At 59.8% G+C, this 21,252-nt stretch carries 20 protein-coding genes and 1 tRNA gene; 7 read left to right on the top strand and 14 right to left on the bottom strand.

Going from position 1 to position 21,252, the window contains the following annotated elements:
• Window positions 1-95: 95 nt before the first annotated feature.
• Window positions 96-1,319 (bottom strand): pyridoxal phosphate-dependent aminotransferase, encoded by a 1,224-nt coding sequence (locus AC1DZE_RS07740; protein WP_457280425.1) that lies wholly within the window; start codon window positions 1,317-1,319, stop codon window positions 96-98.
• Window positions 1,320-1,516: 197 nt separating this feature from the next.
• On the opposite strand from AC1DZE_RS07740, the gene AC1DZE_RS07735 reads away from it, so the two are divergent.
• From AC1DZE_RS07735 to AC1DZE_RS07725, 3 genes are all read left to right on the top strand, one after another.
• The gene (locus AC1DZE_RS07735) at window positions 1,517-1,915 is read left to right on the top strand and encodes an Mth938-like domain-containing protein (protein ID WP_457280424.1); all 399 of its coding nucleotides are present in this window, start codon (window positions 1,517-1,519) and stop codon (window positions 1,913-1,915) included.
• A 123-nt stretch (window positions 1,916-2,038) separates the two neighbouring features.
• On the top strand, window positions 2,039-2,515 hold the full coding sequence (locus AC1DZE_RS07730) for a peroxiredoxin (protein ID WP_457280423.1): 477 nt from the start codon (window positions 2,039-2,041) through the stop codon (window positions 2,513-2,515).
• A 178-nt stretch (window positions 2,516-2,693) separates the two neighbouring features.
• Window positions 2,694-4,376: a PhoH family protein gene (locus tag AC1DZE_RS07725; RefSeq protein ID WP_457280422.1), complete on the top strand. Its 1,683-nt coding sequence runs from the start codon at window positions 2,694-2,696 to the stop codon at window positions 4,374-4,376.
• Between the two features lie 95 nt (window positions 4,377-4,471).
• Here AC1DZE_RS07725 and AC1DZE_RS07720 read toward each other — a convergent pair.
• From AC1DZE_RS07720 to uvrB, 10 genes are all read right to left on the bottom strand, one after another.
• Window positions 4,472-4,546: transfer RNA gene (locus tag AC1DZE_RS07720), tRNA-Val, on the bottom strand.
• Window positions 4,547-4,592: 46 nt separating this feature from the next.
• Window positions 4,593-5,300 (bottom strand): DNA polymerase III subunit epsilon, encoded by a 708-nt coding sequence (dnaQ, locus tag AC1DZE_RS07715; protein ID WP_477699926.1) that lies wholly within the window; start codon window positions 5,298-5,300, stop codon window positions 4,593-4,595.
• 111 nt (window positions 5,301-5,411) lie between these two features.
• Complete coding sequence (gene fdx / locus AC1DZE_RS07710) at window positions 5,412-5,750, bottom strand: ISC system 2Fe-2S type ferredoxin (protein ID WP_122956868.1); 339 nt, start codon at window positions 5,748-5,750, stop codon at window positions 5,412-5,414.
• A gap of 14 nt (window positions 5,751-5,764) precedes the next feature.
• Window positions 5,765-7,627, bottom strand: a complete 1,863-nt coding sequence (gene hscA, locus AC1DZE_RS07705) for a Fe-S protein assembly chaperone HscA (protein WP_477699925.1) — start codon at window positions 7,625-7,627, stop codon at window positions 5,765-5,767.
• A 30-nt stretch (window positions 7,628-7,657) separates the two neighbouring features.
• Window positions 7,658-8,176, bottom strand: coding sequence for a Fe-S protein assembly co-chaperone HscB (hscB, locus tag AC1DZE_RS07700; protein WP_477669133.1), 519 nt, complete (start codon window positions 8,174-8,176; stop codon window positions 7,658-7,660).
• A 76-nt stretch (window positions 8,177-8,252) separates the two neighbouring features.
• On the bottom strand, window positions 8,253-8,576 hold the full coding sequence (iscA, locus tag AC1DZE_RS07695) for an iron-sulfur cluster assembly protein IscA (protein WP_074575253.1): 324 nt from the start codon (window positions 8,574-8,576) through the stop codon (window positions 8,253-8,255).
• Between the two features lie 41 nt (window positions 8,577-8,617).
• Window positions 8,618-9,004 (bottom strand): Fe-S cluster assembly scaffold IscU, encoded by a 387-nt coding sequence (gene iscU, locus AC1DZE_RS07690; protein ID WP_122956871.1) that lies wholly within the window; start codon window positions 9,002-9,004, stop codon window positions 8,618-8,620.
• A 41-nt stretch (window positions 9,005-9,045) separates the two neighbouring features.
• Window positions 9,046-10,263, bottom strand: a complete 1,218-nt coding sequence (locus AC1DZE_RS07685) for an IscS subfamily cysteine desulfurase (RefSeq protein ID WP_477669132.1) — start codon at window positions 10,261-10,263, stop codon at window positions 9,046-9,048.
• A gap of 106 nt (window positions 10,264-10,369) precedes the next feature.
• Window positions 10,370-10,906, bottom strand: a complete 537-nt coding sequence (gene iscR / locus AC1DZE_RS07680) for a Fe-S cluster assembly transcriptional regulator IscR (protein ID WP_457280416.1) — start codon at window positions 10,904-10,906, stop codon at window positions 10,370-10,372.
• Window positions 10,907-11,172: 266 nt separating this feature from the next.
• Entirely contained in the window at window positions 11,173-13,296 is a 2,124-nt protein-coding gene (uvrB, locus tag AC1DZE_RS07675; RefSeq protein ID WP_477669131.1) for an excinuclease ABC subunit UvrB, read from the bottom strand.
• A gap of 219 nt (window positions 13,297-13,515) precedes the next feature.
• Between uvrB and AC1DZE_RS07670 the strand changes: the two genes are divergently transcribed.
• Window positions 13,516-14,712 carry an amino acid aminotransferase gene (locus AC1DZE_RS07670; RefSeq protein WP_477672486.1) on the top strand — a complete coding sequence of 399 codons (1,197 nt, stop codon included), beginning with the start codon at window positions 13,516-13,518 and terminating at the stop codon, window positions 14,710-14,712.
• Window positions 14,696-15,298, top strand: coding sequence for a nucleotidyltransferase family protein (locus AC1DZE_RS07665; protein WP_477672487.1), 603 nt, complete (start codon window positions 14,696-14,698; stop codon window positions 15,296-15,298). The genes AC1DZE_RS07670 and AC1DZE_RS07665 overlap by 17 nt, the downstream gene beginning before the upstream one ends.
• 131 nt (window positions 15,299-15,429) lie before the next feature.
• Here AC1DZE_RS07665 and ygiD read toward each other — a convergent pair whose 3' ends face one another.
• Window positions 15,430-16,284 carry a 4,5-DOPA-extradiol-dioxygenase gene (gene ygiD, locus AC1DZE_RS07660; protein WP_477699924.1) on the bottom strand — a complete coding sequence of 285 codons (855 nt, stop codon included), beginning with the start codon at window positions 16,282-16,284 and terminating at the stop codon, window positions 15,430-15,432.
• Window positions 16,285-16,555: 271 nt separating this feature from the next.
• Between ygiD and AC1DZE_RS07655 the strand changes: the two genes are divergently transcribed.
• A complete protein-coding gene (locus AC1DZE_RS07655) occupies window positions 16,556-17,968 on the top strand; it encodes a polyhydroxyalkanoate depolymerase (RefSeq protein ID WP_477669127.1) in 1,413 nt (470 codons plus the stop codon).
• A 66-nt stretch (window positions 17,969-18,034) separates the two neighbouring features.
• A complete protein-coding gene (rsxB, locus tag AC1DZE_RS07650; protein ID WP_477669126.1) occupies window positions 18,035-18,721 on the top strand; it encodes an electron transport complex subunit RsxB in 687 nt (228 codons plus the stop codon).
• A gap of 5 nt (window positions 18,722-18,726) precedes the next feature.
• Here the strand turns inward: rsxB and AC1DZE_RS07645 are convergent, their stop codons facing one another.
• Window positions 18,727-19,203 (bottom strand): VOC family protein, encoded by a 477-nt coding sequence (locus tag AC1DZE_RS07645; protein WP_477669125.1) that lies wholly within the window; start codon window positions 19,201-19,203, stop codon window positions 18,727-18,729.
• Complete coding sequence (locus AC1DZE_RS07640) at window positions 19,200-21,251, bottom strand: acetyl-CoA carboxylase biotin carboxylase subunit (RefSeq protein WP_477669124.1); 2,052 nt, start codon at window positions 21,249-21,251, stop codon at window positions 19,200-19,202. Before AC1DZE_RS07640 ends, AC1DZE_RS07645 begins: the two co-directional genes overlap by 4 nt.
• Between the last annotated feature and the right edge of the window lies 1 nt (window position 21,252).

Here is a 21,252-nt window from a genome sequence, read left to right as displayed (position 1 = left end):
TCGTCGGTTTCATAGTCGCTGAGGTCTTGCTTTACGTTGATCTTGGAGTCCTGCCCCCAAAAGAGCGAGGAAAAGGAATGGGGCCGAATGCAGGGTCAAGTTCGGTTGTTGCGGTAGTTCTCGAGGAACTTCGCAATGCGGCCAATGGCTTCGCGCAGGTCTTCCTCATGCGGCAGGAAGACGATGCGAAAGTGGTCCGGCTCGGGCCAGTTAAATCCCGTGCCCTGCACCAGCATGACCTTGGTCTCCTTGAGGAGCTCCAGGAAAAACTGGCGATCGTCCTTGATTGGGTAGACCTTGGGATCGAGACGGGGAAACATGTAGAGCGCAGCGCTGGGCTTGACGCAGCTCACGCCCGGAATGGCGGTGATCAGCTCATAGGCCAGGTCGCGCTGGCGGCGCAAGCGCCCGCCTTCGCAGGTCAGGTCGTTGATGCTCTGGTAGCCGCCCAGCGCAGTCTGGATGGCCCACTGGCCGGGCACGTTGGAGCACAGTTTCATGTTGGCCAGCATGTTCAGGCCTTCGATGTAGTCCTGCGCCTGCTTCTTGGGGCCGGACACCACCATCCAGCCGGCGCGGTAGCCACATGAGCGGTAGCTCTTGGAAAGCGAATTGAAGGTCACCGTGAGCACGTCAGTCGACAGGCTGGCGATGGCCGTGTGCTTCACACCGTCGTACAGCACCTTGTCATAAACCTCGTCCGCGAGAATGACCAGGCCGTGCTCGCGTGCAATGGCAACGATGCCCTTGAGGAGGTCGTCTGAATACAGCGCGCCCGTCGGGTTGTTGGGGTTGATGACCGCGATGGCCTTGGTCTTTGGCGTGATCCTGGCGCGGATATCATCCAGATTGGGCATCCAGCCATTGCTTTCATCACACCGGTAATGCACCGGCGTGCCGCCCGAGAGGCTGGTGGAAGCCGTCCACAGCGGGTAGTCTGGCGCCGGCAGCAGCAGCTCGTCGCCGTCGTCGAGCAATGCGTTGGTGGCCATCGAGATCAGTTCGCTCGCGCCGTTACCGAGGTAAATGTCGTCCAGCGTCACGCCCTTGATGCCCTGCTTCTGGGTTTCGTGCATCACGGCCTTGCGCGCCGCGAAAATGCCCTTGCTGTCCGAATAACCGGCCGAGGCAGGCAGGTTGCGGATCATGTCCTGCTGGACTTCTTCGGGCGCATCAAAACCAAACACCGCCAGATTACCAATATTGAGCTTGATGAGCTTTTGGCCTTCTTCTTCCATCTGCTTGGCGGCATCCATGATCGGACCGCGGATGTCATAAAGGACATTGGCCAGCTTGGCAGATTTGGTGATCGGTTTCATGCGGTTTTATCGGTATGTGGGCAAGGCCTCGAGGCCCACCATGCTGGCAACGGGGAAGAAGCGTCAGCACTGCGGCGGGAAATTCGGGCGGAATCTATAATTTGACCACATAAAAGAGGGTTTTCGCCTCTAAAACCCGTCAAACCGCCCCGTGCATCGGCGCCCTCCGCACCATCGAAACGCCCAAATAATCCCGTATGAAACTTCAGCCAGACCGTCTCGATGTTCAGTCCATCCTTGGCTACGGTCCAGGCTGGGTCGGCCTGGGAAGCAATGGTGTCGCGGAGAAAATCGAACACAGCATCGTGATTGGCTCAAGGGGCGAGAAGTTTGACTGGAACTGCACGCGTTTTGAGCAACTCACGGCAGAGCATTTCACCCTGCTTTCCGCGACGCAGCCTGAACTCGTGATTTTTGGCAGCGGCTCCCGGTTGCGCTTTCCGCCTCCGGCCTTCCTGCGCACGCTGATGGAGCGCCGCATCGGCATTGAGACCATGGACACATTGGCGGCATGCCGCACCTACAACATCCTCGCGGGAGAAGGCCGGCAGGTAATTGCTGCCCTGCTGATTGAAACAGAAGGAACAGAAGGCTGAAATGCCCTCTCTTTCAGGGTAAAATCTAGGGTTGCACTTGGCACCACATCCAGGACTCACGTCCCGGGCCGGTTGCCAAAAGGCGCGGCTAATTACAACTACTTTCGTCAGGGTCTACTCAGTATGGCAGTCGTCGTCAATAAACCACTCCCCGAATTTGAAGCGATCGCCACAAGCGGCATCAAGGTTTCCAACACATCCCACCTCGGCAAAGTCGTTGTGCTGTACTTCTATCCCAAGGACAACACACCGGGTTGCACCACGGAAGCCATGCAGTTCCGTGACCGCTATAAGGACTTCGTCAAGGCCGGCGCAACCGTGTTCGGCGTGTCCCGCGACAATATGAAGTCCCACGACGAGTTCAAGTCCAAGCTTGAACTCCCGTTCGAACTGATTGCGGACACCGAAGAAAAAATGTGCCACATGTTCGGTGTGGTCAAAAACAAGATCATGTACGGCAAGAAGGTCAAGGGCATCGAGCGCAGTACCTTCCTGGTGGGCGCCGACGGTCAGCTGAAAGAAGAGTGGCGCGGCCTGAAGGTGCCCGGCCACGTGGACGACGTGCTCAAGGCCGTCAAGGCGCTCAAAAAGGCTGCCTGAAACAGCCCTGACGCCAGTTAGCAACAAAGAATTGCAAAGGATTGCCCTGTCACGCGAGTTGTGCATAATGAACTCATGCTGTTGACCTTCGCAACTGCGCCAAAAGAACAAGCCGCCCTGGTTTCAAGGCGGCTTTTTCGCTTCTGGAACCCTTCTTTTTTAGAGAGTTTTAAGCACTATGCCCCTGCCCCCTGCCCCGACCAAACGTGCCGCCCTGCTCTCCCCCGACGCGCTTGACGCGCCCGCTCGCTCGCCCTCCAAAGCACGCAAGACGGAAAGTGCCGAATCCGCCCAGAAACCCCCGGTGATGGACCTGTTTGACAGCCGCGCAGCAGGGGATGGCAGCCAGCATCCGTCAGCGTTTCAAGGAAAAGAGCCTGCCAACCCTTCAAGGACGAGCGCAAGCAGCTATAAAAAAGAGAGCATTCCACTGCCGCAGCCGGCTGCCAAGCCCAAAAAGGCCAAACGCACTGGCCCCACCAAATTGTTCGTGCTCGACACCAATGTGTTGATGCACGACCCAATGTGCCTGTTCCGGTTTGAGGAGCACGACATCTTCCTGCCCATGATCGTGCTTGAAGAGCTCGACGGCCACAAAAAGGGCATGACCGAGGTGGCGCGCAACGCCCGCCAGACCAGCCGGACGCTGGACGCGCTGGCAGGCACCCAGGGCGCTGACATTGCCAAAGGCCTGAAACTGGACACCACCGGTCACCCTGAAGCTGGTGGCTGCCTGTTTTTCCAGACCAAACCGCTGGATTACACCCTGCCCATGAGCCTGCCGCAGGGCAAGGCCGACAACCAGATCCTGGGCGTGGTCGAGGCCTTGCGCAAGGAATACGCGCCGCGCGAGGTGGTTCTGGTGTCCAAGGACATCAACATGCGCGTCAAGGCCCGCGCCCTGGGCCTGGCCACAGACGACTACCAGAACGACAAAACACTGGAAGACGGCGACCTGCTGTATTCGGGCTCGCTGGCCCTGCCGGCTGACTTCTGGACGCGCCAGAGCAAAACCGTCGAAAGCTGGCAGCAAGGCAGCCACACCTTCTACCGCATCACGGGCCCCATAGTGGGCAGCCTGCTGATCAACCAGTTTGTGTTTTTTGAGGCCCCCGGCGAACCCCCGCTGTATGCCCGCGTGACGGAAATCCGGGCGAAAACCGCCGTTCTGAAGACCCTCAAGGACTACAACCACCTCAAAAACGCCGTCTGGGGCGTCACCACACGCAACCGCGAGCAAAACTTCGCGATGAACCTGCTGATGGACCCCGAAGTGGACTTCGTCACGCTGGCTGGCACGGCAGGCACGGGCAAGACGCTGATGGCGCTGGCCAGCGGCCTCACGCAGGTGCTGGATGACCGTCGCTACACGGAAATCATCATGACGCGCGCCACCGTGAGTGTTGGCGAGGACATCGGTTTCCTGCCGGGCACCGAAGAGGAAAAAATGGGCCCCTGGATGGGCGCACTGGACGACAACCTGGAAGTGCTGGGCAAAACCGACAGCGGCTCGGGCGAATGGGGCCGAGCCGCTACCAACGAACTAATCCGCTCGCGCATCAAGGTGAAAAGCATGAATTTCATGCGCGGCCGAACCTTCCTGAACAAGTACGTCATCATCGACGAAGCGCAAAACCTGACGCCGAAGCAGATGAAAACGCTGATCACGCGGGCCGGTCCGGGCACCAAGATCATCTGCATGGGCAACCTGGCGCAGATCGACACACCGTACCTGACCGAAGGCTCATCGGGCATGACCTTTGCCGTCGACCGCTTCAAGGGCTGGCCGCACGGCGGGCACATCACGCTGGCGCGCGGTGAACGCTCGCGGCTGGCTGATTTCGCGAGCGAAGTGCTCTAGGCCCGACGGCGAAAAACGGCGCTTATCGGTGCTTACGGCGCCGAAATGAAAAAAGGCCAAGTCGCAAGACTTGGCCTTTTTTGTTCTTCAAATTCTGGTGGGCGGTGCAAGTTTCGAACTTGCGACCCCTGCAGTGTGAATGCAGTGCTCTACCCCTGAGCTAACCGCCCTATTGGTCAGCCTAAGATTATATGCTGTTTCGAACAGCTTTATGGCTTACGCCGCTAAAACACGCCAAACCGTTTTACCCTTGCTGGCCTTGTCAATATCCACCAGCAGCTTTTCATGGTCGGCGATCTCCTGGTCGTTGGCGGCCAACAGCGGCAGGTCAAAGGTGCTGAGATCAATCTGGGGTACGTCACTATCGCCTTCCCGGGCGCTGTCCCCTACATCCATCACCAGCGCATTCTGGCCACGTGTCAGATTGATGTAGACGTCGGCCAGAAGTTCGGCGTCCAGCAAGGCGCCATGCAAGGTCCGGCCCGAATTATCAACCTCGAGCCGGTCGCACAAGGCGTCCAGCGAGTTGCGTTTGCCCGGGAACAGCTCCTTGGCCATCATCAGGCTGTCGGTGACCTTGGCCACACAATGCTTGATGGGCGGCCTGCCGATGAGTTCAAGCTCCTTGTTGAGGAAGCTCACATCGAAAGGCGCGTTGTGGATGATGATCTCGGCGTCCTGCAGGTATTCCAGCAGTTCGTCGGCCACGGCCGAGAACTTGGGTTTGTCTTTCAGGAACTCGTTGCTGATGCCGTGAACCTTGAGCGCGTCTTCGTGGCTGTCGCGCTCGGGGTTCAGGTAGAAGTGGCGGTTGTTGCCGGTGAGCTTGCGGGCCACCAGTTCCACACATCCGATTTCAATGATGCGGTCGCCATTTTCAGCGGAAAGACCGGTGGTTTCGGTGTCAAGAACGATTTGGCGCATGGCTGGATTATCGCTGTGCTGGGTCAGTGGATGTTTTTCCGCCGGGCCGCCCCTAGGAAAAATGCGCCCCCTCGGGGGGCAGCGCAGCACACGCAGTGGCAAGCGTGGGGGCTAATGATTCTCCTTTGCATGGTTGATGGAGTATTTGGGTATCTCCACCGTCACATCCGACTGGGCAAGGAAGGCCTGGCAACTCAGGCGCGAATTGGGCTCCAGGCCCCAGGCGCGATCCAGCAGGTCTTCTTCGCTCTCGTCGAGCTCGTTCAGCGATTTGAAGCCTTCGCGCACGATGACGTGGCAGGTCGTGCAGGCGCAACTGAGGTCGCAGGCGTGCTCGATGTTGATCTTGTTGTCGAGCAGAGCCTCGCAAATCGAGGTGCCGGCCGGCGCACTGATTTCAGCGCCCTGTGGGCAGTATTCGGGATGAGGCAGTATTTTGATGATGGGCATGGTTGTCAGTCGGTTCAGACCGCCTCGATGTTTTTTCCGGCCAGGGCTTGCTTGATGCCCCTGTTCATGCGCTGGGCGGCAAAGCCTTCGGTGCCTTTGGCCAGCGCCTGGGTGGCTGCTTCGATTGCGGCCGCATCACCGTGGGCACGCATGTCGGCAAGACCGACGATCAGGCTGTCGATCTGCGCCCGCTCATTGGGGCTCAGCAAGTCGGCATCCGCCGCCAGCGCGCTTTGCGCAGCCAGAATCATTCGATCGGCATCGACCTGGGCCTCGGCCAGTGCGCGAGCCTGCATGTCTTGCTGGGCGGTCGAGAAGCTGTCTTGCAGCATGCGCGCAATATCGTCGTCCGACAGGCCATAGGAGGGCTTCACGTCGATGCGCGCCTCGACACCGCTGACCTGCTCTTTCGCATTCACGCTAAGCAGGCCGTCGGCATCGACGGTAAACGTCACGCGGATACGGGCAGCGCCCGCCACCATGGGCGGAATGCCGCGCAGCTCGAAACGGGCAAGACTGCGGCAGTCGGCCACCAGGTCGCGTTCGCCCTGCACCACATGCAGCGCCAGCGCGGTCTGGCCGTCCTGGTAGGTGGTGAAGTCCTGCGCCATCGCCGTGGGGATGGTCTGGTTGCGCGGCACGATGCGCTCAACCAGCCCGCCCATGGTCTCTATGCCCAGCGACAGCGGGATCACGTCGAGCAGCAGCAGGTCGGCGCCAGTGTTGTTGCCAGCGAGCTGGTTGGCGGAAATGGCCGCACCCAGCGCCACCACTTCATCGGGGTTGAGATTAACCAGCGGCTCGCGCCCGAAGAAACTGGCAACCGCCTTGCGCACCTGCGGCATGCGTGTGGAGCCACCTACCAGCACTGCGCCCTGAATATCTTCCTTCGCCAGCTTGGCATCGCGCAGTGCCTTGCGAACGGCCGCCAGGGTACGCTGGGTCAGGTGGGCGGTAGCGGTTTCAAAATCTTCCGCCTTCATTTCGAAGTTGACGAGGGCTTTGGCCAGTTGCACCGAAAAAGGCACAGGGTTGGCAGCTGAAAGCGCCTCCTTGCAATTGCGCGCAGTGCGCTGCAGTGCCGCCTTGTCAGACGGAGTGAGCGCATCCGCTGCAAGGCCCGCCTTGGCCAGCACCCAGTCGACCAGCKCGCGATCGTAATCGTCGCCACCAAGCGCGGAATCGCCGCCCGTGGCCACCACCTCGAAGACGCCTTGGGTCAAACGCAGTATGGAAATATCGAAAGTGCCACCGCCAAGGTCATAGACGGCGTAAACGCCTTCACTGGCGTTGTCCAGCCCATAGGCAATGGCAGCGGCCGTGGGCTCATTAAGCAGGCGCAATACATTGAGGCCAGCCAGTTGCGCAGCGTCTTTGGTGGCCTGACGCTGGGCGTCGTCAAAGTAGGCCGGCACCGTGATTACGGCGCCATAAATATCGTCATTAAAAGTGTCTTCGGCGCGGTAACGCAGCGTGGCCAGAATCTCCGCGCTGATCTCGACCGGGCTTTTCTCGCCGGCGACAGTCTGCAGCGTGACCATGCCCGGCTTGTCGTTCAACTCGTATGGCAACTGAGCGCGGCTGCCGATGTCGTCAATGCCGCGGCCCATCAGACGCTTGACAGAAGAGATGGTGTTGCGCGGATCTTCCACCTGCGCGGCCAGGGCTTCATAGCCGATTTGGCGCTTGTCGTCCTCAAGGTAGCGCACCACGCTGGGCAGCAGCACCCGCCCCTGCTCATCGGGCAGGCATTCAGACACACCACTGCGCACGCTGGCGACCAGCGAATGTGTGGTGCCCAAGTCAATCCCCACCGCGACGCGTCGCTGGTGCGGGTCGGGCGTCTGGCCGGGTTCGGAAATTTGCAGGAGTGCCATGCGCGGTTGTCGTACTTTTTCTGTAATGCTTTATTGTCCCAGCTGGTCGATGCGTGCATCAACCTCACTGGCAAAGCGCTCAATAAACATAAGGCTTCTGACCTGCTGGGCTGCGGCAGGAAAGTCCTTGTCCACGTCCAGCAGTTGCTCTATTTTTGATAGCTGCTTGCGCTCGTCAGCTGTGGCTTGGGAGGCTATTTCTTCAAAATCTTCAGTTGTTTCGGCATCGTCGAGCGCTTCGCGCCACTGCATCTGCTGCATCAGGAAGTCGTGCGGCATGGCGGTGTTGTTTTCGGCGTTAATGGGCGCACCGTTCAGCTCACACAAATAGCTCGCCCTCTTGAGCGGGTCTTTCAGCCGCTGGTAGGCCTCGTTGATGCGCACCGACCACTGCATGGCCACACGCTGGGCGGCCGTACCCTGAGCCGCGAATTTGTCAGGATGCGCTTCGCGCTGCAAATCCTTCCAGCGCGCGTCAAGCGTCGCGCGATCCTGCGCGAAGCGCTGGGGAACACCGAAAAGCTCGAAGTCGTTGGATTGGAGATTCATGCCGAGAAAAAGCCGCCAGCACAATCAGTGGAGGCGGCTTCAGTAAGGGTGCAGCACGCGATCGACCGCTCGCCCGTCAAACCCGGAAACTTTCGCCACAGCCGCAACGATCACGCTCGTTGGGGTTGATGAACTTGAAGCCTTCGTTCAGGCCTTCACGCACAAAGTCCAGCTTGGTGCCGTCGATGTAGGCCATGCTTTTCGGGTCGACCAGCACCTTGACGCCGTTGTCTTCAAACACGACATCTTCCGGTGCGATCTCGTCGGCATATTCCAGCTTGTAAGCCAGGCCGGAGCAGCCGGTGGTCTTCACGCCAAGGCGAACGCCCACACCCTTGCCGCGCTTGGTCATGTAGCGGGTCACGTGTCGGGCTGCAGCGTCAGTGAGGGTAACGGACATTTAAATCACTCGAAAAAAACAGGTGACGGGTGATGCGTTGATCAGTGCGTGTGCTTTTGCTTGTAATCGTTCACGGCGGCCTTGATGGCGTCTTCCGCCAGGATGGAGCAGTGAATCTTCACAGGCGGCAGCGCCAGCTCTTCAGCGATCGCGCTGTTCTTGATGCTTGCCGCTTCGTCCAGCGTCTTGCCCTTGACCCACTCGGTCACGAGCGAACTGGAAGCAATCGCGGAGCCGCAGCCGTAGGTCTTGAAACGTGCGTCCTCAATCACGCCCGTCACCGGGTTGACCTTGATTTGCAGCTTCATCACGTCGCCGCAGGCCGGTGCACCAACCATGCCGGTGCCTACCGATTCGTCGCCCTTTTCAAAGGAGCCAACGTTGCGGGGGTTTTCGTAGTGGTCTACCACTTTTTCGCTGTATGCCATTTTGTTTACCTCTTTAAGCTGTCTTGAATTGCGGGCCGGCCTTAGTGGGCGGCCCACTGGATGGTGGACAGATCCACGCCATCCTTGAACATCTCCCACAGGGGAGACAGTTCGCGCAGTTTGGCCACGTTTTCCTTGATGGTGGCGACCGCGTAGTCAATTTCTTCTTCGGTGCTCCAGCGGCCAATCGTCATGCGAAGGCTACTGTGCGCCAGTTCGTCGCTGCGGCCCAGGGCGCGCAGCACATAGCTGGGCTCCAGGCTGGCCGACGTGCAGGCCGAGCCGCTGGACACGGCCAGACCCTTGATGCCCATGATCAGCGACTCGCCTTCGACGAAGTTAAAGCTCATGTTCAGGTTGTGCGGCACGCGCTTGTCTGCATGGCCGTTGAGGAACACTTCTTCCACATCCTTGAGCCCGTTGAGCATGCGCTCATGCAGGGCCAGGATGCGCTTGTTCTCTTCATGCATCTCGGCCTTGGCGATGCGGTAGGCCTCGCCCATGCCGACGCACTGGTGCGTGGGCAAGGTGCCCGAACGCATGCCGCGCTCATGGCCGCCACCGTGCATTTGTGCTTCAAGGCGAACGCGTGGCTTGCGGCGCACATACAAGGCGCCAATGCCCTTGGGGCCATAGGTCTTGTGCGAGGTCAGGCTCATCAGGTCGACCGGCAAGGTCGCCAGGTCGATATCAACACGGCCGGTAGCTTGCGCGGCATCGACATGGAAGATGATGCCTTTTTCACGGCACAGCGCACCAATGGCCGGGATGTCCTGAATTACGCCGATTTCGTTGTTGACGAACATGACGCTAACCAGAATCGTGTCGGGGCGGATAGCGGCCTTGAACGCCTCCAGGTCGAGCAGGCCGTCGGCTTGCACGTCCATGTAAGTCACTTCAAAACCCTGGCGTTCCAGTTCGCGGCAGGTGTCCAGCACGGCCTTGTGCTCGGTCTTGACCGTGATGATGTGCTTGCCCTTGGTCTTGTAGAAATGGGCCGCACCCTTCAGAGCCAAATTGTTGGACTCGGTTGCGCCACTGGTCCAGACGATTTCGCGCGGGTCGGCGCCAATCAGGTCGGCGATCTGCTCACGCGCTTTCTCGACGGCGGCTTCTGCTTCCCAGCCCCAGGCATGGCTGCGCGAAGCGGGGTTGCCGAAATGCTCGCGCAACCAGGGAATCATGGCGTCCACTACCCGCGGGTCGCAGGGATTCGTGGCGCTGTAGTCCATGTAGATGGGAAAGTGAGGGGTGTCCATGTGGCTAGCTCTTTAAATTCACAGGCTGGCTGGCAGCGCGATCAATGAAGTCAATGCAATCGGGTCACAAAGGGATGAAGCCGGGCAGACGCCCGGCATCGCTCCATCAGGATTTGGAAAATGCATTGCCCAGTGCGAAGACCGAGTTCGGCGCATTCACGCGGATCGGCTTGACAACCGGCGCTGTGAAAATGGCTTTTTTGACCTGCGGGGTATTCTCGATCACCACGCCCTTGGCGAGCTGGTCTTCCACCAGTTTTTGCAGGGTCACGGAGTCCAGGAACTCCACCATGCGGCTGTTCAGTGAAGCCCACAGCTCGTGCGTCATGCAGCGGCCGCCTTCGCCCAGGCAGTTTTCCTTGCCGCCACACTGGGTGGCGTCGATCGGCTCGTCCACCGACACGATGATGTCAGCCACGGTGATCTCGGAAGCCTTGCGGCCCAGCGTATAACCGCCGCCGGGGCCACGGGTGGATTCCACCAGTTCGTGACGGCGCAGTTTGCCGAACAGCTGTTCGAGGTAGGAAAGGGAAATCTGCTGGCGCTGGCTGATAGCGGCCAACGTGACCGGGCCGTTGTTCTGACGCAATCCCAAATCAATCATCGCGGTGACCGCAAAGCGGCCTTTGGTCGTGAGGCGCATAACAAGCTCCTTTAAATGGCTTGACTGTCGTTTTCACCCTGAAAGCTTGTGGCTTACAGGGAACTCTTCCTCCAGCCGCCCAGGTCAGTCAACCGGTATCGCGGGGGCTTTTGTTGTTCTGGTATTGTTCTTGACTGTTTTCGTCAAGTATAACACAAGCAGGGTTTTTCCCGCTGAGACGGCCCCAAACATGGGGACTAACCCGTAGGCAGAGCCATTTAATGCACCGTTTCGGTGCATTAAATGAACCCAGGGGGCTGGTGGATCTAGGCGCGGGCTTGGCCTGCAGAGGTCAGCGGCACGACATTATCGGTGCCAGGCGCACCAAAAGCCTGTTCCTTGAGGATGTGCAGCTGGTCCCGGACCCGGGCGGCCTTTTCGAATTCGAGGTTCTTGGCGTGTTCGATCATCTGCTTTTCCAGGCGCTTGATTTCGCGGGCAATATCCTTCTCGCTCATGTCTTCCACCAACGCCTTCTGCATCTCGATTTTTTCGGCTTCCTTGCCGGATTTCTCGCTGTAGACGCCGTCGATCAAATCGCGGATGCGTTTGACCACGCTGCGCGGCGTGATGCCGTGCTCCAGGTTGAAGGCAATCTGCTTGTTGCGCCGCCGTTCGGTCTCGTCCATGGCTTTTTTCATGGAGTCCGTGATGCGGTCTGCATACAAAATCGCACGGCCGTTCAGGTTGCGGGCCGCCCGGCCAATGGTCTGGATCAGGCTGCGCTCTGCACGGAGGAAACCCTCTTTGTCGGCGTCCAGGATGGCCACCAGCGACACCTCAGGAATGTCCAGCCCTTCGCGCAGCAAATTGATACCCACCAGTACGTCAAAGGCCCCCAGCCGCAGGTCGCGCAGGATTTCCACGCGCTCGACCGTGTCCACGTCGCTGTGCAGATAACGCACCTTCACGCCGTTGTCGCTCAGGTAATCCGTCAGCTGCTCGGCCATGCGCTTGGTCAGCGTGGTGATCAACACCCGCTCATTCTTTTCGACCCGGATGCGGATTTCCTGCAGCACGTCGTCGACCTGATGGGTAGCCGGCCTCACTTCCACCTGCGGATCCACCAGTCCGGTGGGCCTGACCACCTGCTCCACCACCTTGCCGGCGTGCTCTTTCTCATAATTTGCCGGTGTGGCCGAGACAAAAACGGCCTGGCGCATCTTGGCTTCAAACTCTTCGAACTTGAGCGGCCGGTTGTCCAGCGCGCTCGGCAGGCGAAAACCGTATTCCACCAGCGTGGTTTTGCGTGCGCGGTCGCCGTTGTACATGGCGTTGAGCTGACCGATCATGACGTGGCTCTCGTCGAGAAACATCACGGCATCCTTGGGCAGGTAATCGCACAGCGTCGAAGGGGGCGAACCCGGCGGGGAGCCGCTCAGGTGACGGGTGTAGTTCTCGATTCCCTTGCAGTGGCCGATTTCACTGAGCATCTCCAGGTCAAACCGGGTGCGCTGCTCAATGCGCTGGGCTTCCACCAGCTTGCCGTCCGCGACGAACTGGGCCACCCGCTCGGACAGCTCCAGCTTGATGGTTTCCACGGCGGTCATGACCTTGTCGCGTGGCGTGACGTAGTGGCTTTTGGGATAGACCACAAAACGCGGGATTTTCTGGCGTATGCGGCCTGTCAGTGGATCAAACAACTGCAGCGACTCGATCTCGTCGTCGAAAAGCTCGATGCGTATGGCCAGCTCGGAATGCTCGGCCGGGAAAATGTCGATCACGTCCCCGCGCACCCGGAACGTGCCGCGCGCGAAGTCCTGCTCGTTGCGCGTGTACTGCATGCGGATCAGCCTGGCGATCACGTCGCGCTGGCCCATCTTGTCGCCGATGCGCGCAATGAACCGCATTTGTGTGTAGTCCTCAGGCGCACCTATGCCGTAAATCGCGCTGACCGTGCCGACGATGATGGTGTCGCGCCGCTCCAGCACGCTCTTGGTGGCCGACAGGCGCATCTGCTCGATGTGTTCGTTGATGGCCGAGTCCTTCTCAATGAAAAGGTCGCGCTGCGGCACATAGGCTTCAGGCTGGTAGTAGTCGTAGTAGCTGACGAAATACTCGACCGCGTTTTTCGGGAAAAACTCGCGGAACTCGCTGTAAAGCTGCGCGGCCAGCGTCTTGTTGGGCGCAAACACGATGGCCGGCCGACCCAGGCGGGCAATCACATTGGCCATGGTGAAGGTCTTGCCGGAGCCGGTCACGCCCAACAGGGTCTGGAACACCTCGCCGTCGTTGATGCCCTCGACCAGTTGGTCAATTGCCGTGGGCTGGTCGCCCGCAGGTGGATAGGGCTGGAACAGCTCGAACGGCGAATCCGGGAAACGCACGAACTGGCCCGCAGCGGGGTCGGTGTTGACTGAATCAGTTATGACTTCCATAGCTTCTGGCATAAAACCTCGATCAAGCCCCGTTAAAATTCAGGGCAACCAAACAGAATACGACATTCGGCCGAAAATGGAAATTGCAATCCCTATTCGCCTTGTAGTTGCCCCGCTATCGCTTTTTGACACCTCTTGTAGCCTTTTTTCCGGTCAGCTTGTGACCTAAATCCGTGACCTGAACCCCCTATCGTCGCTTTCGCCTTCTTTTTACTTCTCTGAGGATATTTCATGTCTTTGTTTACCGCTGTCGAAATGGCCCCGCGTGACCCCATCCTGGGCCTGAACGAGCAGTTCAACGCCGACGCTAACCCTGCCAAGGTCAACCTGGGCGTAGGCGTGTACTACGACGACAACGGCAAACTCCCCCTGCTGCAATGCGTTCAGGCGGCAGAAAAACTCATGATGGAATCTCCCAAGGCACGCGGCTACCTGCCCATTGATGGCATCGCCGCCTACGACGCTGCCGTCAAGGGTCTGGTTTTCGGCGTCGACAGCGAGCCCGTCAAAAGCGGCCGAGTGGCCACTGCACAGGGCATTGGCGGCACGGGCGGCCTGAAGATCGGCGCCGACTTCCTGAAAAAGCTCAGCCCCAATGCCAAAGTCCTGATTTCCGACCCAAGCTGGGAAAACCACCGCGCGCTTTTCAGCCAGGCCGGGTTCGTGGTTGAAAGCTATCCTTACTACGATGCAGCCAAGCGCGGCGTCAACTTCGAGGGCATGCTCGCCGCCCTCAATGCAGCCGCCGAAGGCACCATCGTCGTGCTGCACGCGTGCTGCCACAACCCGACCGGTTACGACATCACCGCAGCCCAGTGGGACCAGGTGATTGCCGCCGTCAAGGCGCGCAAGCTCACACCTTTCCTTGACATGGCCTACCAGGGCTTTGGCCACGGCATCGCGGAAGACGGCGCCGTCATCGGTAAATTTGTGGCGGCCGGCCTGAGCTTTTTCGTGTCAACGTCCTTTTCCAAGAGCTTCAGCCTCTACGGCGAACGCGTGGGCGCCCTGTCGGTGCTGTGTGAGTCCAAAGACGAAGCCGACCGCGTGCTGTCGCAGCTCAAGCTGGTCATTCGCACCAATTACAGCAACCCGCAGATCCACGGCGGCATGGTGGTGGCCACGGTGCTCAATACCCCCGCGCTGCGCACCCAGTGGGAGCAGGAACTGGCGGAAATGCGTGTGCGCATCAAGGCCATGCGCCAAAAGCTCGTGGACGGCCTGAAGGCCGCCGGCGTCAAGCAGGACATGAGCTTCATTACCGCACAAATCGGCATGTTCAGCTACTCGGGCCTCAGCAAGGACCAGATGGTGCGCCTGCGCAATGAATTCGGCGTTTACGGCACCGACACCGGCCGCATGTGCGTAGCCGCCCTGAACAGCAAGAACATCGACTACGTCTGCGCGTCGATTGCCAAGGTCGTCTGAGGCTGTACTCCCGGATGAATTCATCCGGGACGCGCTGAAAAACCGCCACAACCGGTTCATTCTGGAACACCTGCCTGCGCTGGGATTGCCCGACGCATGGCTGGTGGCGGGATGCCTCTTCCAGACAATCTGGAACCTGCACTCGGGGCAATCGCCCGAAGCCCACATCAAAGACTACGACCTGTTTTACTTTGACCCTGCCGACCTTTCAGGCGCGGGCGAAGCAGCCGTCAATGAACGTGTCGGCGCCTGCTTTGCGGGCCGGGGCATTGTGGTGGAAGCAAAAAACCAGGCCAGGGTCCATACCTGGTATGAGGAGTATTTCGGTTTCCCCTACCCCGCCCTGCAAAGCTCCCGTGATGGTATTGACCGGTTTCTGGTGAGCTGTACGTGTGTCGGCTTAAGGGCAAATACTGCGGAGCGGACGGATGTAGAGCTTTATGCGCCCAACGGCCTGGCGCAGTTGTACGAGGGCAAGCTCAGCCCCAACCCGCTGTGCAACCACCTGCCGCTGTTCGAGAAAAAGGCGAAGGCTTATCAGGATCGCTGGAGCTGGCTGCAGGTTATCCATCCGGAAGTGGCCTGACCGGCCCCCAGCACGGCAGTGGCAAAAGCCAGGCTCCTCAAAGAAAATAGGTTACAGCCCATAACTGACGGGCGCAAGCAGCTATCAATTCAATAGCGCCTCAAGCTACCTGACACTCCGCTCCAACAGATTCATCCCCAAACAACCGACCGCATGGAAATGGAGCCGGCCTGAAAGCTGGTGTTGAAAAACCGCATCGGCTCCTTCGCATCAACCGCGCCTGCGGTGTACAGCAGCGGAAGGTAGTGCTCATGGGTGGGGTGCGCCATCTTCGCCACCTGGCCCAGCTTCTGGAAGTTCTGCAATGCGTCCAGATTGCCCTGCTGCAGATAGCCACCAATCGTCTGGTCGAACTCCAGCGCCCAGTCGTAGGCCTGGTTACCCGCGGCCCCCCGCTGCATCTGGCGCAGGTTGTGCACGATATTGCCGCTGGCCACGATCAGCACGCCGCGGTCCCGCAACGCCTTCAACTGCCTTGCCAGCGCATAGTGCTCCTCGGGCGCCCGGCTGTAATCCATGCTGAGCTGGATGACCGGGATGTCCGCATCCGGAAACATGGGCTTGAGCACCGACCAGGCACCGTGGTCCAGTCCCCATTCACCTTCGTCCAGGCCGAGCGGCGCCGACGCGCGCTGCCTGACCAATTGGCTGATCACCTGCGCCGCCGCGGTGTCGCCGGGCGCGGGGTATTGCTGGTCGAAGAGCTCCTGCGGAAAGCCGCCAAAGTCGTGGATGGTTTTGGGCTTGTCCATGGCCGTCAGCCACCAGCCTTCGGTCAACCAATGGGCGGAAATGCACAGAATCAGCTGCGGCCTGGGGAATTTCGACCCAAATTCGGCGCCCAGCGCCTGCCAGCTGCGCCGGTACTCGTTGTCGCCGATGGCGTTCATCGGGCTGCCGTGGCCCACAAAAAGGACCGGCATATGGTCTGATTTCTTCAAGGAGGCCAGTTGCTCCAGCGAGGAGGCGTCAATCGGGGGAAGCATGTTGTTTTTCCTGTTGAAGGGCTGCAGCTTCAGGGCGGGCAAAAACCACCGGCTACAGGCAGAATGGTAAGTGTTCTTTCAATTCCGCAGGTGGTGGCGGTTTCTCGGTCCGCAAGCCAAGCTGGCACCATCGTGGTGCTTTTGGCGTCAACAGTGTGAAAACCGCCCGGTATTGGTGGTTATCCTCAAATCAGTGCGGCAACCCCCTGTTATATTGCACTGCAACATATTACGATTTACCGAAGTAACCCTAAACCCAAGGTTGACCCCGATGCTGTACCAAGTCTATGAAGCCCAACGCACCTTGATGGAGCCTTTTGTCGACTTTGCGCAAGCCGCTGCAAAGCTCTACGGCAATCCCCTGTCGCCCATGGGCCAAAACCCGTTTGCCCAACGCGTCGCTGCCGGATACAGCCTGATTTACCGGCTGGGCAAAGACTACGAAAAACCAGCTTTTGACATCCGGACGGTGGACGTCAACGGCACCGAGGTCAGCATCCACGAACGCGTGGAAATCGACAAGCCCTTTTGCGAGCTGCGCCGCTTCAAGCGCTTCACCGACGATCCCGCCACACTGACAGGCCTGAAGGGCGAGCCCGCCGTGCTGATCGTGGCGCCGCTGTCAGGCCACTATGCCACCTTGCTCCGGGACACCGTCAAGACCATGCTCAAAGACCACAAGGTCTACATCACCGACTGGAAAAATGCGCGCACCGTGCCGCTTTCCGAAGGTTCATTCAACCTGGACGACTACGTCAACTACGTCCAGGAGTTCATTCGCCACCTCCAGGGTATTTACGGCAATTGCCACGTCATCAGCGTCTGCCAGCCCACTGTGCCGGTGCTCGCTGCCGTGTCGCTGATGGCCTCCCGAGGCGAAACGACGCCCTTGAGCATGACCATGATGGGCGGCCCGATCGATGCCCGAAAATCGCCCACGGCAGTGAACAACCTGGCCATGAACAAGAGCTACGAGTGGTTTGAAAACAATGTGATTTACCGCGTGCCCAGCAACTTCCCGGGCGCAGGCCGTCGTGTGTACCCCGGCTTTTTGCAGCACACCGGCTTCGTCGCGATGAACCCGGACCGCCACGCCAGCAGCCACTACGACTACTTCAAGGATTTGCTCAAGGGCGACGACGCCAGCGCCGAGGCGCACCGCAAGTTCTACGACGAATACAACGCCGTGCTCGACATGGATGCCGACTACTACCTCGACACCATCAAGACGGTGTTCCAGGAGTTCAAGCTGGTCAACGGCACCTGGGACGTCAAGGGTGTGGACGGCCAAATGGAGCGTGTGCGGCCCGAAGACATCAAAACCACCGCCCATTTCACGGTAGAAGGCGAACTGGACGACATCTCCGGTTCTGGCCAGACCGAGGCGGCACACGGTCTTTGCCACAACATCCCCAAGGCGCTGCAAAAGCACCTGGAAGTCAAGGGTGCGGGCCACTACGGGATTTTCAGCGGCCGCCGCTGGCGCGAGATCGTCTACCCGCAAGTCAAGGCCTTTATTCTTGAGAACAATCGGGCCCCAGCCCAATCCAAGCGCGCGCCAGCAGCTACCAAAACGATAGCAAAGCCAGTGCGCACCGCAGCAGCAAAGCCTGCCGCCAAAGCCGCCCCGAAGGCCGCAGCAAAGCCGGCGGCAAAAAAAGCAGCACGCAGCAAGAAGGCTTGAGGGCGGCGGCAAGGCCGGGTCGAGCGCAGACAGAGCGGGGGCCATGACTGGTAGGACAATAGGCGGGTGATCTCCCCCCCCGACTCCAGCCTTTTCGAGCGCATCAACGCCGCCCTGCCCCAAACCCAGTGCACCCGCTGCGGCTATCCTGACTGCGCGGCGTATGCCACGGCCATTGCAACAGGCCAGGCCCCCATCAATCAATGTCCGCCAGGCGGCGCTGAAGGCGTGCAGCGGCTGTCGGCCATCACCGGTCAGCCCGTTCAGCCGCTCAATCCCTCCAACGGCACAGAAGGCCCGCGTGCTGTCGCCTTCATCGATGAAGACTGGTGCATAGGCTGCACCTTGTGCATCAAGGCCTGCCCGACCGACGCCATCATGGGCAGCAACAAGATGATGCACACCGTCATCGAGCCCTGGTGCACGGGCTGCGAGCTGTGCATCCCGGTCTGCCCTGTTGACTGCATCAGCCTGGAAAACGTCACGGGCGAGCGCACAGGCTGGACGGCATGGTCCCCGCAAGAGGCCGACACCGCCAGGGCCCGTTATGAATTCCATCAGGCCCGGTACAGGAACAGCACAAGCCCGAAGGAGATGGGCGCAGGCAAAGTGACAGACCCGCCACAGGCCCCGCTACCCGCCTCGGCTGCACGCCCCGGAGACGACCCCGCCGTGACAGACCGCAAGCGCATGGTGATTGAAGCCGCCCTGGCCCGCGCCCGCACACAGCGAGAGAGCGGCAAGAAGGACTGAGCAGCTCAACCCAAGGCGGCAAACGCCTTGATCACTTCGGGCGGCGCCTGGACCATTTCAATCAGCACGCCTTCACCCGAAACAGGAAACTCGTCGTTAGCCTTGGGGTGCAGGAAACAGATGTCAAAACCCGCGGCGCCCTTGCGAATGCCGCCGGGCGCAAAGCGCACGCCCTTGGCTGTCAGCCATTCCACAGCCCTGGGCAGGTCGTCTATCCACAGGCCCACATGGTTGAGCGGCGTGGTGTGCACCGCAGGCTTCCTGTCCACATCCAGCGGCTGCATCAGGTCGACCTCAACCTTGAACGGGCCGCTGCCGATTGCGCAGATGTCTTCATCGACGTTTTCACGTTCGCTGACGAAGTTGCCAGTGACCTCCAGGCCCAGCATGTCGACCCACAGCGTGCGCAGCCGGTCTTTGCTGGTGGCGCCAATGGCGATCTGCTGGATGCCCAGCACCTTGAAAGGGCGTCCGGTGCTCATGCCTGAAATTCCACAATCGGTTGGTCCACGCTCAGCGATTCACCCTTGGCTGCCAACACCTTTCCCACCACGCCGTCAGCGACAGCGAACAGCACGTTCTCCATCTTCATCGCTTCAATCACGGCCACGCGCTCCCCAGCCTGCACTTTCTGGCCCACCTGCACGGCAACGTCCACCAGCAAGCCCGGCATGGGCGACAGCACATAGCGGCTCATGTCCGGGGGCGCCTTGTAGGGCATGAGCGCATGCAGTTGCGCCGCACGCGGCGACAGTACCAGGGCATCAAGCCGTGTGCCGTTGTGTGCGATGCGGATGGCCAGCGGGTTGCGCCCGACACCGCGTTCGACCTGTGCAGCGAACGGCTGGCCGTTCACGGTGCCGCGTATGCGCGCACCGCCCAAATGCCAGTTGCTACAAATTTCATAGCTGCTTGCGCCCGTATCTACTGTTCCGGAGCCTGATTGCGCTTGATAATTTCGCACAGTGACAGGGTGTTGCGTGTTCTGTCCCGCAGCGTCCAGGCCGACTACCACGAACTCCTCCCCTACCGTCACGCCATGGCCCGGCAACTGCCCGCTGATGCCGGCGGCACGGCCCAGCATGCGGCGATTAACGTAAGCGGCCAGCGCCAGCAGGAACGAAGGATCATCGTGCGGCACATCTTCGGCGTGAAAGCCTTTGCTGTAGTTTTCAGCAATGAAGCCGGTATTGAAGTCGCCCGCCACAAATTTCGGATGCGCCAGCAAAGCCGCCTGAAAAGGAATGTTGCTCGATATGCCGCGAATCACAAAACCATTGAGCGCCTCACGCATCTTGGCGATGGCGTCTTGACGGTCCTTGCCGTGCACGATGAGCTTGGCGATCATCGAGTCATAAAACATCGGGATTTCGCCGCCGTCCTGCACGCCGGTATCCACGCGCACGCCGTACAACTGCGAGGTGTCTGCCGCGAACATGGTTTCCTTGGGCGGCTGAAAGCGCACCAGCCGGCCCGTGGACGGAAGGAAGCTGCGGAATGGATCTTCAGCGTTGATACGGCATTCAATCGCCCAGCCATTGCGCTGCACGTCTTTCTGCGCGATCGGCAGCTTCTCGCCGGCCGCCACGCGAATCATCAACTCCACCAGGTCCAGCCCGGTAATGCATTCCGTCACCGGGTGCTCCACCTGCAGCCGGGTGTTCATCTCAAGAAAGTAAAAACTCTGGTCCTTGCCGACCACAAACTCCACCGTGCCCGCGCTCTGGTACTTCACCGCCTTGGCCAGCGCCACCGCCTGCTCACCCATGGCCTTGCGGGTCGCGTCGCTGATGAAAGGCGACGGCGCCTCTTCAATCACCTTCTGGTGGCGCCGCTGGATGGAACACTCGCGCTCATTGAGGTAAACCACATTGCCATGGCTATCGCCCAGCAGCTGGATTTCGATGTGGCGGGGTTCTTCGACAAACTTCTCGATAAAAACGCGGTCGTCGCCAAAGCTGTTGCGCGCTTCATTGCGGCAAGAGGTAAAGCCTTCAAAGGCCTCCTTGTCGTTGAACGCCACGCGCAAGCCCTTGCCACCACCGCCGGCAGAGGCCTTGATCATCACCGGGTAGCCAATGCCCTTGGCAATCTCCACGGCCTTCTCGGCAGTCTCAATCGCGTCGTTGACACCGGGAATGCAGTTGACGCCTGCGGCGCCGGCCAGCTTCTTCGATTCAATCTTGTCGCCCATGGCGGCAATCGAATAGTGCTTGGGGCCGATGAAGATGATGCCCTCTTCCTCGACACGTTTGGCAAAGCCTGCGTTTTCGCTCAGAAAGCCATAGCCAGGGTGCACTGCCTGCGCACCCGTTTGCTTGCAAGCCGCAATGATTTTGTCGGCCTGCAGATAGCTGTCACGGCTGGGCGCCGGGCCTATGTTGACGGCCTCGTCCGCCAACTCAACGTGGCGGGCGTCTTTGTCGGCGTCGGAATACACCGCAACAGTCTTGATGCCCATTTTTCGGGCGGTGAGAATGACGCGGCAAGCGATCTCGCCCCGATTCGCAATCAGTATTTTGGTAAACATC

The sequence above is a fragment of the Polaromonas sp. P1_F1 genome (assembly GCF_056405795.1).
Note: the sequence above shows the minus strand (reverse complement) of the source record. Positions and strands in the feature narration are given on the sequence as shown.

What these genes read in the sequence shown, in the direction of transcription:
- AC1DZE_RS07740 (WP_457280425.1), bottom strand. Translation starts at nt 1,319, where the DNA reads ATGAAACCGATCACCAAATCTGCCAAGCTGGCCAATGTCCTTTATGAC.
- AC1DZE_RS07735 (WP_457280424.1), top strand. Translation starts at nt 1,517, where the DNA reads ATGAAACTTCAGCCAGACCGTCTCGATGTTCAGTCCATCCTTGGCTAC.
- AC1DZE_RS07730 (WP_457280423.1), top strand. Translation starts at nt 2,039, where the DNA reads ATGGCAGTCGTCGTCAATAAACCACTCCCCGAATTTGAAGCGATCGCC.
- AC1DZE_RS07725 (WP_457280422.1), top strand. Translation starts at nt 2,694, where the DNA reads ATGCCCCTGCCCCCTGCCCCGACCAAACGTGCCGCCCTGCTCTCCCCC.
- dnaQ (WP_477699926.1), bottom strand. Translation starts at nt 5,300, where the DNA reads ATGCGCCAAATCGTTCTTGACACCGAAACCACCGGTCTTTCCGCTGAA.
- fdx (WP_122956868.1), bottom strand. Translation starts at nt 5,750, where the DNA reads ATGCCCATCATCAAAATACTGCCTCATCCCGAATACTGCCCACAGGGC.
- hscB (WP_477669133.1), bottom strand. Translation starts at nt 8,176, where the DNA reads ATGAATCTCCAATCCAACGACTTCGAGCTTTTCGGTGTTCCCCAGCGC.
- iscA (WP_074575253.1), bottom strand. Translation starts at nt 8,576, where the DNA reads ATGTCCGTTACCCTCACTGACGCTGCAGCCCGACACGTGACCCGCTAC.
- iscU (WP_122956871.1), bottom strand. Translation starts at nt 9,004, where the DNA reads ATGGCATACAGCGAAAAAGTGGTAGACCACTACGAAAACCCCCGCAAC.
- AC1DZE_RS07685 (WP_477669132.1), bottom strand. Translation starts at nt 10,263, where the DNA reads ATGGACACCCCTCACTTTCCCATCTACATGGACTACAGCGCCACGAAT.
- iscR (WP_457280416.1), bottom strand. Translation starts at nt 10,906, where the DNA reads ATGCGCCTCACGACCAAAGGCCGCTTTGCGGTCACCGCGATGATTGAT.
- uvrB (WP_477669131.1), bottom strand. Translation starts at nt 13,296, where the DNA reads ATGCCAGAAGCTATGGAAGTCATAACTGATTCAGTCAACACCGACCCC.
- AC1DZE_RS07670 (WP_477672486.1), top strand. Translation starts at nt 13,516, where the DNA reads ATGTCTTTGTTTACCGCTGTCGAAATGGCCCCGCGTGACCCCATCCTG.
- ygiD (WP_477699924.1), bottom strand. Translation starts at nt 16,284, where the DNA reads ATGCTTCCCCCGATTGACGCCTCCTCGCTGGAGCAACTGGCCTCCTTG.
- AC1DZE_RS07655 (WP_477669127.1), top strand. Translation starts at nt 16,556, where the DNA reads ATGCTGTACCAAGTCTATGAAGCCCAACGCACCTTGATGGAGCCTTTT.
- AC1DZE_RS07645 (WP_477669125.1), bottom strand. Translation starts at nt 19,203, where the DNA reads ATGAGCACCGGACGCCCTTTCAAGGTGCTGGGCATCCAGCAGATCGCC.
- AC1DZE_RS07640 (WP_477669124.1), bottom strand. Translation starts at nt 21,251, where the DNA reads ATGTTTACCAAAATACTGATTGCGAATCGGGGCGAGATCGCTTGCCGC.